The organism is Streptoverticillium reticulum (genome assembly GCF_047456005.1).
Classification (GTDB): domain Bacteria; phylum Actinomycetota; class Actinomycetes; order Streptomycetales; family Streptomycetaceae; genus Streptomyces; species Streptomyces reticulum.
This window is the reverse complement of record NZ_CP179755.1, coordinates 7,095,733-7,108,646: the sequence shown is the minus strand read 5'-3', so window position 1 is coordinate 7,108,646 and position 12,914 is coordinate 7,095,733. Positions and strand designations below refer to the sequence as shown.

Annotated in this window: 9 protein-coding genes; all 9 read right to left on the bottom strand. The window is 72.2% G+C overall.

Features of this window, described 5'->3' with window-relative positions; genetic code table 11:
• Positions 1-2 precede the first annotated feature (2 nt).
• Genes ACMATS_RS32445 through asnB form a run of 9 tightly spaced genes read right to left on the bottom strand, consistent with a single transcriptional unit; the run spans position 3 to position 12,911 of the window.
• Positions 3-650, bottom strand: coding sequence for a PIG-L deacetylase family protein (locus ACMATS_RS32445; RefSeq protein ID WP_414169903.1), 648 nt, complete (start codon positions 648-650; stop codon positions 3-5).
• Positions 647-1,441, bottom strand: coding sequence for a glucose-1-phosphate cytidylyltransferase (locus ACMATS_RS32440; protein ID WP_414169902.1), 795 nt, complete (start codon positions 1,439-1,441; stop codon positions 647-649). The genes ACMATS_RS32445 and ACMATS_RS32440 overlap by 4 nt, the downstream gene beginning before the upstream one ends.
• Positions 1,438-2,712, bottom strand: coding sequence for a methyltransferase domain-containing protein (locus ACMATS_RS32435; RefSeq protein WP_414169901.1), 1,275 nt, complete (start codon positions 2,710-2,712; stop codon positions 1,438-1,440). The genes ACMATS_RS32440 and ACMATS_RS32435 overlap by 4 nt, the downstream gene beginning before the upstream one ends.
• Positions 2,709-3,950 carry a glycosyltransferase gene (locus ACMATS_RS32430; protein WP_414170836.1) on the bottom strand — a complete coding sequence of 414 codons (1,242 nt, stop codon included), beginning with the start codon at positions 3,948-3,950 and terminating at the stop codon, positions 2,709-2,711. Before ACMATS_RS32430 ends, ACMATS_RS32435 begins: the two co-directional genes overlap by 4 nt.
• Before the next feature lie 8 nt (positions 3,951-3,958).
• Entirely contained in the window at positions 3,959-5,257 is a 1,299-nt protein-coding gene (locus ACMATS_RS32425; protein ID WP_390776071.1) for an O-antigen ligase domain-containing protein, read from the bottom strand.
• 1 nt (position 5,258) lies between these two features.
• On the bottom strand, positions 5,259-6,770 hold the full coding sequence (locus ACMATS_RS32420; RefSeq protein ID WP_390776169.1) for a right-handed parallel beta-helix repeat-containing protein: 1,512 nt from the start codon (positions 6,768-6,770) through the stop codon (positions 5,259-5,261).
• Between the two features lie 18 nt (positions 6,771-6,788).
• A complete protein-coding gene (locus ACMATS_RS32415) occupies positions 6,789-8,780 on the bottom strand; it encodes an alginate lyase family protein (protein ID WP_414169900.1) in 1,992 nt (663 codons plus the stop codon).
• Positions 8,777-10,957, bottom strand: a complete 2,181-nt coding sequence (locus ACMATS_RS32410; RefSeq protein ID WP_414169899.1) for a bi-domain-containing oxidoreductase — start codon at positions 10,955-10,957, stop codon at positions 8,777-8,779. Before ACMATS_RS32410 ends, ACMATS_RS32415 begins: the two co-directional genes overlap by 4 nt.
• A gap of 19 nt (positions 10,958-10,976) precedes the next feature.
• The gene (gene asnB / locus ACMATS_RS32405; protein WP_390776074.1) at positions 10,977-12,911 is read right to left on the bottom strand and encodes an asparagine synthase (glutamine-hydrolyzing); all 1,935 of its coding nucleotides are present in this window, start codon (positions 12,909-12,911) and stop codon (positions 10,977-10,979) included.
• Between the last annotated feature and the right edge of the window lie 3 nt (positions 12,912-12,914).

The following is a 12,914-nucleotide window of genomic DNA, read 5'->3' as shown; positions in this document are numbered from 1 at the left end:
GTTCAATCCCCCAGGTCGAGAGTGAGTTTGGTGACGGCGAACGCCTCGGCGTAGCGCGCGTGGCATTCGATGCCGCGGATCCGCGCAAGCCCGAGGAACGCCTCCCGGTCGTACCAGGGCCGGTGCCGTTGCGAGGGGTAGTGCTCCTGCAGCAGGCGCACCTTCTGTTCGGCGGTCTCCGGCGACAGCGGCTGGTAGGCCGTCGGACGGCCGAGGTCGGCGTCCCACTTGACGATCTCGTAGCCGAGCACGAGGTGGTCGCGGAACGCGGTGGGTATCAGCTGCGCCAGGCCGCGGTGGTCCTGGTGCGCGTCGTCGGTGCGCGGGGCCAGCACGAGATCCGGCTCGGTCCGCCCGCGCAGCTCCTCGACGGCGCCCTTGGCCTCTTCCCAGTGAGCGGGCAGCCTGCCGTCCGGCAACTTGAGGACGGTCAGGTGCAGTTCGGCACCCGGGCAGAAGGCGGCGAGGGCGGCCCGCTCCTCCTGCTCCCGCTCGCTGCCGCCGCCGGAGAGCACCAGCGCGTCGACGCGGAGGCCCGGCCGCGCGAGGCACATGGCGAGCAGCGTGCCGCCGGCGCCGATGGCGATGTCGTCGCAGTGCGCGCCCACCGCGACGATCCGGTCCGGGCGCCCGGTCCCGAGCCGGATCACGCCCGCGCTCCGGCGCTGTCCCGTTCCCACACGGCCCACGGGCGCTCGCCCCGGGCGTAGCCGGCGTCGAGCGCTGCCCGCTCCTTCACGGTGTCGGTCGGCTTCCAGAAGCCGCGGTGCTGATGTGCCACCAGCCGTCCGCGCTTGGCCAGTTCGGCGCATCCGTCGGCGACCAGGTCGCCGTTCTCCGGGATGTGGTCGAAGACCTCCTGGCGGAGCACGAAGTAGCCGCCGTTCTCCCACAGCGGCAGTTCGCTCACCGCGGTGATGCCCCCCACCAGGCCGTCCTCGCCCAGGTCCACGCAGTGGAACGAGGACTGCGGCGGCACCACCATCATCGACGCACCGGCGTCGCGCCGGGCGAAGGAGTCGATCATCTCCGGCAGCGGGGCGTCGGTGAGCACGTCGGCGTAGTTGGCGAGGAACATCTCGTCGCCGTCCAGGTGGTGCCGCACCCGGCGCAGCCGCTCCCCGATCGGCGACTCGATGCCGGTCTGCGCGAACGTGATCGTCCAGTCCGAGATGTCGGTGGACAGCAGCTCGGTCCGGCCGCCCCGCAGCACGAAGTCGTTGGACGTCGTCTCCTCGTAGTTGAGGAAGAAGTCCTTGATGTGGTGGGCCCCGTACCCGAGGCACAGGATGAACTCCGTGTGCCCGAAGTGCGCGTAGTAGCGCATGACGTGCCAGATCAGCGGCCGCGGGCCGACCATCGCCATCGGCTTGGGCACGTCGTCGGAGGCGCCGCTGCGCATCCGCATCCCGTAACCGCCGCAGAACAGGACGACCTTCATCGCTTGACCTCGACAATGCTCAGTTCCGGGATGGGAAAGACCAGTCGGCCGCCCCAGTCGTGCACGTAGGAGAGCTGCTCGACCAGCTCGGTCCGCAGGTTCCACGGGAGGACGAGGACGTAGTCCGGCCGGTCGGCCGCTATCTGCTCGGGCGGCAGGATCGGGATGCGGGTGCCCGGGGTGAACCTGCCGTGTTTGTAGGGGTTGCGGTCGACCGTGTACGCGAGCAGGTCGGGCCGGATGCCGCAGTGGTTGAGCAGGGTGTTGCCCTTGCCCGGGGCGCCGTAGCCGACCACCGTCTCGCCGCGCTCGGCCGCCTCGACGAGGAACCGCAGGAGGTCCCTGCGCACCTTGGCCACCCGGGCGGAGAACTCGGTGTACCCGGACAGCTCCTGCAGCCCGGCGGCCTTCTCCCGGTCCAGCACCTCGGCCACCCTTCCCCAAGCTCTCGGCTTCGCTCGAGCAGGGGATGCCCCAAGGCTCGGCTCGCCGGCCGCCTCGGCCGGCCTGGCCCACAGCCGGATGGAGCCGCCGTGCGTGGGCAGCAACTCGACGTCGACGAGCGCGAGTCCGCCGCTCGCCAGCGCCCGGATCGCGGACGCGACCGTGTAGTACTGGAAGTGCTCGTGGTAGATCGTGTCGTACTGGTTCTCCTCGATCAGGGTCAGCAGGTGCTGCACCTCGATGGAGACCCAGCCGTCGTCGGCGACCAGGGCGCGCAGTCCCTGGGTGAACCCGACCACGTCGGGGATGTGCGCGTACACGTTGTTGGCCACGACCAGGTCCGCCGGGCCGTGCTCGGCACGGACGGCCGAGCCGGTGTCCGGGGACAGGAACTCCGTGAGCGTGGGCACACCCGCGTCCCGCGCGGCGGCACCGACGTTCACCGACGGCTCGATGCCGAGGCAGCGGATGCCGCGTTCCACCACGTGCTTGAGCAAGTACCCGTCGTTGCTCGCGACTTCGACCACAAAGCCGTCGGGACCGAGATCCACCCGCTGTACGGCGTCGGCGACGAACGTGCGCGCGTGCTCCACCCAGGAGGTCGAGTAGGAGGAGAAGTACGCGTACTGCGTGAACGTTTCCTCCGGGGTGATCAGCGGAGGGATCTGCGCGAGCCAGCAGTCGGTGCAGACCCGCAGGTGCAGCGGGTACGCCGGTTCCGGCCGGTCCAGTTGGTCCGCGGCGAGGAAGCTCTCGCACGGCGGGGTCGCCCCGAGGTCGACCACGCTCGCCATCGCTTCCGAGCCGCAGAGTCTGCATGGTGTCATCTGCTGTTCCTGTCCCCCCTGCTCGCGAGGGTGTCCCCGCCGCGAGCCAGTGCGGACCGCCCCGCGATCGCGGTGCGGTACTCCTTCACCAGGCGCTCCAGCCCGACGGCCGGGCTGAAGGCCTGTTCGTAACGGCGCCGGGCCGCCCGGCCCATCTCCCGGCCGGCGTCCTGCCCGGCCGTGATCCGGCGCAGGCAGGACGCGAGCGAGGCGGAATCGCCCGGCCGGTGCAGCAGGCCCGTCACCCCGTCCTCGACGAGTTCGGTGAAGGCGCCGTGACCGGCGGCGACGGCCGGGACCCCCGCCGCCATCGCCTCCACGACCACCAGGCCGAACGCCTCCAGCCACGTCGAGGGGGCCACCACGGCGACCGCTTGCGCGATGGCCTGGCGGCACTGGGCCTGGTCGTACAGGCCGACGTAGCGCACGTCGTCCCGGCCCGCCGCCCAGGCGGTCACCTCGCGCTCCAGCGGCCCCGTGCCGGCGACCACGAGCGGCACGCCCGCACCGCCGCCCGCGGCGATCTCGTCCCACGCGGCCATGAGCAGCCGCACGCCCTTGGCCTCCGCGAGCCTGCCGAGATAGAGCAGATGCTCGCCGGGGCCGGATCGGCGGACGCCCGGTTCGGGCACGAAGTTGTGCTTCACCGCAAGCCGTTCGGCCGGCATGCCGGCCCGTACCAGGACGTCGCGCTGGGCCGCGGAGATGCAGAAGAACCGCTCCACGCCGGACCACCACCGCCGCCGGTTGACCGACAGGCTGACCGCGAGCGGCACCGTCGCCAGCCGGGAGTTCCGGTAGCAGCCGTGCCGGACGGCGGGCAGCGGCGCCGACCCGACGCACTCGGTGCACGGCCGGCCGTCCCGCTGCAGCGTGCCGGGCGGGCAGACCTGGGTGTAGTTGTGCAGCGTGGCGACGGCGGGCACGCCGGCGTCGGCGCAGGCGGCCAGCACCGCGGGCGACAGGAGCGGGAAGACGTTGTGGACGTGCACCACGTCCGGCCGCTCGGTACGGAGCCGGGCGGCGAGCTCCGCGCGGACCGCCGGGTTCCACGGCACCAGCAGCGGCACCGCGACCTTGCCCGGCAGGGATCGGGCGGCGATGTCGTCGCTGCACCGTTCGAACACCTCGACCCGGTGGCCTGCTGCGCGCAGCAGCTCCACCTCCTGGTCGACGACCTTGTTCTCCCCGCTCGGCTGCGCCGAGGCGTAGCGGTTATGCACCACGAGTACGTGCATGTGTGAGGTCACTTCCGATCCTTGGCCCAGCGTGGGAGTTGTCGTGGACGGACTTCGGGCGTCGGAAGGGGTGCGGCCGCGGCGGGTGCCGCCAACAGCGAGGCGGCCACGGCCAGATGCAGGAGATACGGCGAGGCGTCGCCCAGACCGGCCTCGGTGTACGACGCGATCGCGCAGTAGCTGATCAGGAAGATCGCGCAGGCCCTCGCCAGCGACGGCGGCCGCAGCAACGCGATGCCGCCCAGCACGATGAAGATCGCCGCCACCAGGGCGATGCCGGTCAGACCCTGCTCGTTGTACACGGCCAGCCAGCTGTTGTCGATGGGCAGTCCGCCGAACGACTTGTCGCCCAGGCCCACGCCGAACAGCTGCTCCGTGGTCGTCCGGGGCGCTGCCAGCAGGGCGTCCCAGACCTTGGCCCGGCCGGTGAGGTTGGAGAAGTTCTCCTTGCTCTGTCCGCGCAGGAACCACGTCTGCAGCAGGGGGCCGAGCGCCACCGCGGCCACCGCGCCGCACAGCACCGCCCAGCTGAAGAACCGGCGGGCGGCGGCACTGGTCAGGACGAGCGAGCCGATCGCCAACGCCAGCCCGATGAACAGGCCGAGGGTGGCCGTCCGGGTGTGGGTCAGCGCGAGCAGGACGAGCGACGGCACGATGACCACCGCCGCGCTGACCCGGTCGGTCCTGCGGCCCAGGAGGAGCAGCACGGCGAGCCCGGTGATCACCGCGGCGTACTGCCCGATCTGCGGCGGCGTGAGCGGCCACAACGCACCGACCAGCCGCCCGCCGTAGAGATCGGGCAGGGCCGCGCCCGGGGAGGCGACCAGGCCGGCGGCCACCGACCCGAGCACCGCGAAGTACATCCGGATGTGGTGCCGGACGAACGTCGGGCCGCCGTCCCACCAGCGGCTGAGCAGCCACAGCGTGCCGATGAAGAGGGCCAGCCGGGTGCACCGGAACAGCGCGCCGAACCCGGACTCCAGGTGCGCACTGGAGATCACGCTCGGCACCAGCAGCAGAGTGAGCAGGAACAGGTAGGCGCCGGCCCGGATGCGCAGCCGGAGATTGAGTGCGAGCGCCAGCACGAACGCGGCGACCAGTGCACCCATGGTGGCTATCTGGATGAGGGAGCGGGGCAGCGGGACGATGGTCTTCGCCCCGGCTGAGCCGAGCGTGTTGAGGATCAGCAGGCCCCAGGCGATGCCGACGGCCCTCGGTGTGCCGGCAGGGCGCGGTGCGGCGCCGGGCTGCGGGTCCGCCGTGTCGGGTGCGCCCGGTGGCCCGGCGCGTCTCAGGTCCACGCCCATCTCAACCACCGCCCTGCGGGGCGAAGGTGCTGCCCGCGTCCTGCTGGTACGGCGTGCCCTGCCACTGCCCGGAGTCGAGGATCCGGCTCGGGTCGTGGGCGACGAACTTCCACGGTCCGACGTAGACGTTGTCGTGCCAGCGGTTGTCCTGCTTGAGGGTGATCGCCTCGGCCACCCGCTCGCCCTGGTACGGCGACCAGTCCGGATAGGTGCCGTAGTTGGCCAGCAGCGCCATCCGGTCGCACTTCGTCGTGCACTTGACGACGGACTTGTCCAGCACGAAGCGGTTGTGGTGGATGTCCACCCGCTGGGTCTTCCACCGGCAGTCGGCATAGAGCGGTGCGCTGGCGATCGTGGGCCGTGCACAGCGGTCGGTGTGCCGCACCAGCAACGTGCAGTCGCCGGACGAGGTGTTGGCCGGGCTGTTGCAGAACCGGTCGGCGTTCTCCCACAGGGTGATGCCGGACCAGTTGTTCTCCAGCACGTTCCCGTAGATCTCGATCTTGTCCGTGCGGGCCCGGATCCGTGGTTCGCCGCCGGACTCGGACAGGTAGACGGTCGAGAAGGGGAAGGTGTCGCCGCGGTCGGCGTACTTGCGGCCCTCGACCCAGTTGTTCCGCAGGAACGTGTTGTTCCGGATGACCGCGTTGTAGCTGGTCTCGTAGATCAGCGCGGCGCCGTCGTTGGCCTCGAGCACGTTGTCCTCGATGCGGAAGTCGTTGTTGTTGGTGTCCGCCCACAACCCCGTTCCGCGGTTGTCGTGCACCCAGTTGCCGCGTACGTCGGCGCCGTTGACGGCCCAGAACTTGACGCCTCCGGTGCAGCCGCAGCCCTCCTGCCGCCGCTCCCAGTCATCGGTGTTGTTGCCCACGATCTCGTTGCCCTCGAGCACCAGGCCGCTGACAGGATCGCCGGTCTTGTACGCGTTCATCCCGTACTGTCCGTTGCTGCGCAGGCAGCTGGCGCGGACCTGCTGGCGGGCGCCGGCCATCAGCCCGGCGCCGGAGTTGCGCTGGATCGTCGCGTGCTCGATCACCCACCCGTCGGCCGAATCGTGGTTCACCACACCCTCGTTCTGCGGCGCGACGAATCCCTGCACGGTCAGGTAGCGGAGGGAGACGTTGCGGGCCGCGCCGGAGAACGCGTACTGGTTGGTCTTCCGGCCGTCGAGCACCGCGCCCGGCGCGCCGAGGTAGCTGTCCCCCTCCTTGGGGACGACCTGGGCGTAGCGGTCCGATTCGAGCCTGTGCGTGCCCGGCTTGAGCCAGAACGTGGTGTTCGGGGGGCTGCTCTTGGTCTTTGCGGCCAGGTCGCCGACCACCGCGGGGTCGACCGTCACCGCGCCCGCCGGCGCCTGCTCCGGACCGGCCGCGGGCTTGGTGCACACCCGGGCCACGGACCGGGCCGCGGACGTGGACGGCGCAGCGGTCGGCTCCGTCCCGGCGTCCGACGTGCTCGAACAGCCGGTCGCCAGCACGGCAGGTGCCGCCAGCAACGCCCAGTTCCGCCACATGGTCCCCACACGTCCTCCCTAGCCGCGGAACCCGAGTACGGTGGTGAACTCCCCCGACGGCCCGGTGCCGCCGGCGAAGCCGGTGCCGACCAGCGTGGTGGCGGGTTCCTTGCGCCCGAAGCCGGCGGAGTACCAGCCCAGCGGCGGGTCGGTCTCGCCGCGGTGCGCCCGCCAGCGCAGCTGCCCGGGCAGGTCGAGCACCGCGGAGCGGTCCTCGCCGTCCCGGGTCCAGGTGAGCACCGCGCGGTTCCCCACCAGGTCCGCGGAGATCGCCGGGCCGAGGTGGAACGCCAGGTGCACGGCCCGGTGCGGGCCGCGCACCTCGTCGACCACTCTCAACTCCCGCCTCTCCGCCGCCAGTTCCACCCGGCGGCGGTGCACGGAGGGATGGTAGCCGTCGTGCTCGGCACACCAGCGGGCCGCCCCCTCGCCGGATGCGTCCGCGACCAGGACGCGGCTGCGGGCATGCCGGGTCCACAGGAACGGGCCGCCGGAGACGGACTGGTCGGCGCCGTCCAGTTGCAGGGTGTTGTGGCCGAGGGTCGACCGGAAGTACTGCCGCCACTCGGGCTGCCCGTGGTAGCAGAACGTCCCCGGGTCGGCGAGCACGTCGACCCCGTCGTGGCGGACCTCCACGGACAGCGCGTCCGCGTGGGCGTGCGCGGCGATGGACAGGAAGCCGTGCGGACCGGCGTCGCAGCGGCACCAGATCCCCTCCGGACCGCGCAGGATGGTCATGCCCGCGTCGGCGAAGTGGCCCGGCCGGGTTGCCGGGCGGCGCACAGCCGGTGCACTGCAGTTGTCAGCGCCGCCGTTCTTCGCGTACGGCCGGACGAGCGCGGCCAGCAGCGGGGTGCGCACATCGGTGCCGGTCACCGCCGGCCACCAGGCGAGCCGGCCGAACACGGCGTCCCCGGTGGCCAGCAGCGAGGCCCAGCGGTCGGTGCCCGCGCCGTCCAGGACCAGACCGTGCCCGTCGTCCGCGTCCCCCTGGCGCGGCGGCCGCAACCGGCTGTCCACGACGGCCGCGAGCGCGTCGGTCATGCGCAGCAGCACCAGCCGGACCGTCGCGGGGACCGGCACGCCGGCGGCATCCGCCTCGGCCACCGCGGCCAGGCCGAGCTCCAGCACCAGTCCGTGGTACTCGGAGGCCAGCTCGCGGTTGAGGCCGGAGAGGAAGGTGTTGCTGCGCAGGTGCCGCTCCAGCGACCGCAGCGCGTCGGCCCGCCAGCGCGCCGAGGAGGGGAACCACCCGAACGCGCAGGCCGCTGCGAACTGCCCGGCGGCCTCGGCGATCACGTGGTTGTTCGCCGAGGACCCCCGGCTGGGGAAGGCGGCCAGCCACCGCTGGTGGTGCCAGATCTGGTTCCGCGCCACCGGGTTGTCCTCGAACAGCCCGGCCGCACCCGGCCAGCCGTCGAGCAGCCGCCGGATCCACACCCAGGACAGCAGCCGGATGCCCAGCTCGATGCCGCTGATCCAATGCACGCCGCGCAGCGGCGGGTTGGCCGCCCACCACGACCTCAGGTGCCCGTCCACCCGCTCGGCGTACCGCTCGTTCCCGGTGATCGCATAGGCGGCGGCGAGCACGGTGAGGTACTGGTGCCGGGACGGCTCCCAGATCTGCTTGATGTCCCCGACCGCCTCCTCCTGCCGGTAGGGCAGGTCGAAGGCGTAGCCCCACGGAGCCCGGCGTCCGGTCTTCGGGTCGTACCACCAGTCCGGGTCGGCCAGGTCGTCGCGGACCACCCCGAAATATTCGACGTGCCCGTACATCAGCCGGTCCGCCTCGGCGATGAGACGTTTCGCGGCGTCCGGCGGCACTGCGGCGATCGCCCCGGCGGGCAGCACCGCGGTGAACCGGGCGCCGGTCACGCCCGGGCAGTCCGGCCGCGCCGACCGCCACCGCCGTCTGCGCACCGCGTCGCCCGCCCGGCCGACGGCCTCCCGCGGCCCCATCCGGGACAGTCGCCGCAGGTACCAGCCCGGACTCCCCGAGATCACCGTCATGGCGTCCTCGCCAGGGTCACCGGCGCGCCGACGGCCAGGCCGGCCTGCACGGCGAGGGTGGCCGCCGTGGTGGCGACCAGGGACTCCAGCGGCACCGGCATCGGCCCGCCGGTCCGCACGGCCTTGACGAACGCGGCGAGTTCGGCGTTCTGGCCCTTGTCCCGGGCCTGGGGCAGCCGCGAGCTGACCCACCGCTTGGAACCGTACACACTGGCGCGGACGAAGTCGTCGAGCCGCAGCACCTTGCCGTCGGCGACCAGGTCCAGCGTCTCCTTGGGGAAGCCGGGCGCGCCGGTGGTGACGTAGCTGATGGTGGCGGTGGACCCGTCCGGGTAGCGCAGCAGGACCTGGAGGTCCTCGTTGCCGGGCGTGGCGACCGCGTACACCGAGACCGGGTCGGCCCCGAGCAGCCAGCTCGCCGTGTCGATGAAGTGCCCGCCCTCACCGGCGAACCGCGAGCCCTCGGTGCCCTGTTGGAGGTACCAGCTGCCGTGCTGGAGCCGGCCCGCGTTGACCAGGTAGCGGAGGTTCGCCGGCCCGGACCGGGCGCCGAAGCGCTTCCTGGCCTCCTGCAGCAGCGGCGCGAACCGGCGGTTGAAGCCCACCTGCAGCCGGTCGTTGCCGGACTCCTCCACCGCCGCGAGCACGCCGGCCAGCTCGTCCTCGGTGAGGGCCAACGGCTTCTCCACGAACACCGCCTTGCCGGCCAGCAGCGCTCTCCGGGTCAGTTCGGCGTGCGAGCTGTGGCGGGTGACGACGAACACCGCGTCGATGGACGTGTCGCCGAGCACGGCGTCCAGGTCGGTGGTCGCCCCGGCGAAGCCGAACTTCCGCTTCGCGTTGGCCGCGGACAGCGCCGTCGTGGTGACGACCGTCGACAACTCGACGCCGTCGCGCTGTGCCAGGTGCGGCAGCAGCATCGACGTCGCGTAGTTTCCCGCGCCGACGAACGCCAGCCGCACCGGCCCCCCGGCGGCCCGGGCCCAAGTCCGCTGCACGTCCACCGTGGGCACCGCGGGCACCGTGACCGCCGGGGCCTCGGCCTCCACCTCGTGTCCGGGGTACCGGAACAGCACGGCCACGGCCTTCAGGTCGCCGTCCTTCAGCCGCCGGTACGTCTCGACGGCGTCGTCGAAGTCGGCGATGTGGGAGACCAGGGGCTCCACGTCCACACGGCCGCGGGCGAGGAGATCGAGGAAGCACGCCAGGTTGCGGCGCTCGGTCCAGCGCACGTAGCCGATCGGGTAGTCCCGCCCCTCCAGCTCGTACTCCGGGTCGTAGCGCCCGGGGCCGTACGAGCGGGAGAACCGGACGTCGAGCTCCTTCTCGTAGTACGCGTTCCACGGCAGGTCCAGGCTGCACTTGCCGATGTCGACGACCCGGCCGCGGTCCCGGCTCAGGCGGGCGGCGAGCTCGACGGGCTGGTTGCTGCCGCCGCCGGCGGCCAGGTACACCTGGTCCACGCCGTGGCCGCCGGTGAGTTCGGCGACGGCGGCCTCCACGGCCGCGGACCCGGGGTCGCCGCAGGCCACGGCGCCCAGGCGCGCGGCGAGTTCGCAGCGCGCCGGGTCGGGGTCGGCCCCGACGACGCGGACTCCCGCGGCGGTGAGGAGCTGCACCACCAGCTGCCCGATCAGCCCGAGGCCGATGACCAGTGCCACCTCGCCGAGCTGCGGCTCGCCCTGGCGGACGCCCTGCATCGCGATCGACCCGACGGTGCCGAAGGCGGCGTGCTGCGGCGCGAGGCCGTCCGGCACCGGGGTGAAGAGATTCCTGGGCACCCAGTTCAACTCGGCGTGCAGCGCGTGCTCGTTGCCGGCGCAGGCCACGAGGTCGCCGGCCTTCACCTCGTCGATCCCGGCGCCGACCTGCTCGACCACCCCGCACAGCGAGTAGCCCAGCGGCGTGTAGGAGTCCAGCTTGCCCATCACCTTGCGGTAGGTGGCGGGCACCCCGTTGACTGCCACGCTCTGCACGACCTTGGCCACCTGGTCCGGCCGGGAACGGGCCTTGCCCAGCATCGACATGCCGGCCTCGGACACCTTCATGAGCTCGGTCCCGGTGGAGATCAGCGAGTAGGCGCTGCGGACCAGCACACCCCCCGGCTTGCACCCCGGCACCGGCACGTCGAGCAGCGCCAGCTCGCCGCTCTTGTAGTTCTGCACAACCTGTTTCACTCGAAGTCCTCTTGTTTCTCTACACCGTTGAGGGGGAGTTCCGGCCGGCCCCGGAGGTCGCGCCGCGGTACCAGTACTCGAGGGTCAGCACGTGCCAGAGATGCTTGGAGTAGTCCCGGTGCCCGGCGGCGTCGTCGGCGACGAGCCGCGCCAGCGCGTCGCGGCGCAGGAACCCGGAGCGGACGAGCAGGCCGTCGTGCACCACCTCGCGCACCAGCGGTGCCAGGTCCCGGCTCATCCAGGCGCGCAGCGGGGCGCTGAACAGGCCCTTGGGCCGGTAGACGATCTCCCGGGGCAGCACCGAGACGGCCGCCTCCTTGAGGACGGCCTTGCCCTGCCGTCCGACGATCTTGCGATCGCCGGGCACCGCGAACGCCGCCCTGACCACCTCGACGTCCACGTACGGGACCCGCACCTCGGTCGACGCGGCCATGCTCGACCGGTCCGTGTAGGCGAGGTTCAGGCCCGGCAGGAACATCCGGGCGTCGCCCAGGCACATGCGGTTGACGAAGTCGTCGAGGTCGTTGTCCTGGTAGACGTCCGCATGCTCGGTGAGCACGTCCTCGACCGTCCCGGCCAGGTCCGGATCGACCAGGGCGAGCAACTCGTCCTGGTCGTACATGGTGTAGCTGCGCCGGAACGCGGTCTCCTCCGGCAGGTCGGCGAAGGAGAGGAAGCGCTTCGCGAAGCGCACCGACCGGTATCCGCGGCGGGAGCCGGCGACCGGCAGCCGGTCCACGGCCCTGGACAGGCCGCGCCGCAGGGGGCGCGGGATGCGCTGGTAGCGCAGCGCGAGCAGGTTGGCCAGGTGCTTGCGGTAGCCGGCGAACAGCTCGTCGGCGCCCATGCCCGAGAGCATCACCTTGACCCCGGCCTCCCGGGCGGCCGAGCAGATCAGGAACGTGTTGATCGCGGCGGGGTCGCCGATCGGCTCGTCCAGGTGGTACGTCATCCTCGGCAGCAGGTCGAGGACGTCCGGGGCGATCTCGATCTCGTGCAGGTCGACGCCGAAGCGCCCGGCCACCTGCCGGGCGTAGCGCAGGTCGTCCGGCATCGCCTCGAACTTGGCGTCCTCGGCGCGGAATCCGATCGTGTAGGCGGAGATCCCGGGCTGGTGGCGGGCCGCCAGCGCGGTCAGGTAGCTGGAGTCCAGCCCGCCGGAGAGGAAGGTCGCCACGGGGACGTCGGAGAGCATGTGGCGCCGGGTCGACTCCTCCACGACGGCGGCCACGTCCGGCTGTTCGCCGCTCCGGGCCCGTTCCCGGGCCTCGGCGGCGACGTCCTTCAGGTTCCAGAACCGGCCGCGCTCCACCCGGCCGTCGGGCCGGCACCGCAGCCAGCTCCCCGGCGGCAGCTTCTCCGCCTCGCGGAACGCGCAGCGCGAGTCCGGCACCCAGTAGTACAGCAGCGAGGCCACCAGCGCCGCATGGTCCACCTCCAGCGATCCGCCGGTCACGGCGGCGAGCGCCTTGAGCTCGGATGCGAACACCAGGCCCGCACCGCGCCGGAGCAGGAACAGCGGCTTGATGCCGAGCTGGTCGCGGGCGAGCACCAGGTCACCGGTCCGCTCGTCGAAGACCGCGAAGGCGAACATGCCGCGCAGCCGGGGCAGGCAGTCCGTGCCCCAGCGCCGCCAGGCCTCCAGCAGCACCTCGGTGTCGGAGGTGCCGCGGAAGCGCACCCCGGCGGCCGCCAGTTCGGCGCGCAGTTCGGGCGCGTTGTACAGCTCGCCGTTGTACGAGAGGGCGAGGCCGCCCGAGACCATCGGCTGGGCGCCGGTCCCGGACAGGTCGATGATGGCCAGCCGGCGGTGTCCGAGGTGCACCTCGCCGTCACCGGCGGGGTGGCTGTACCGGCCCGCCCCGTCCGGACCGCGGTGGGCGAGGGTGTCGGTGAGCCGGTCGGTCACGGCCTTCCCGTCCGGCCACCGGTAAGTGCCTGCGATGCCACACACTTT

Excerpts from the sequence above, each read along its gene's own strand:
- ACMATS_RS32440 (WP_414169902.1), bottom strand. The coding sequence starts at position 1,441 with ATGAAGGTCGTCCTGTTCTGCGGCGGTTACGGGATGCGGATGCGCAGC.
- ACMATS_RS32435 (WP_414169901.1), bottom strand. The coding sequence starts at position 2,712 with ATGACACCATGCAGACTCTGCGGCTCGGAAGCGATGGCGAGCGTGGTC.
- ACMATS_RS32430 (WP_414170836.1), bottom strand. The coding sequence starts at position 3,950 with ATGCACGTACTCGTGGTGCATAACCGCTACGCCTCGGCGCAGCCGAGC.
- ACMATS_RS32425 (WP_390776071.1), bottom strand. The coding sequence starts at position 5,257 with ATGGGCGTGGACCTGAGACGCGCCGGGCCACCGGGCGCACCCGACACG.
- ACMATS_RS32420 (WP_390776169.1), bottom strand. The coding sequence starts at position 6,770 with ATGTGGCGGAACTGGGCGTTGCTGGCGGCACCTGCCGTGCTGGCGACC.
- ACMATS_RS32415 (WP_414169900.1), bottom strand. The coding sequence starts at position 8,780 with ATGACGGTGATCTCGGGGAGTCCGGGCTGGTACCTGCGGCGACTGTCC.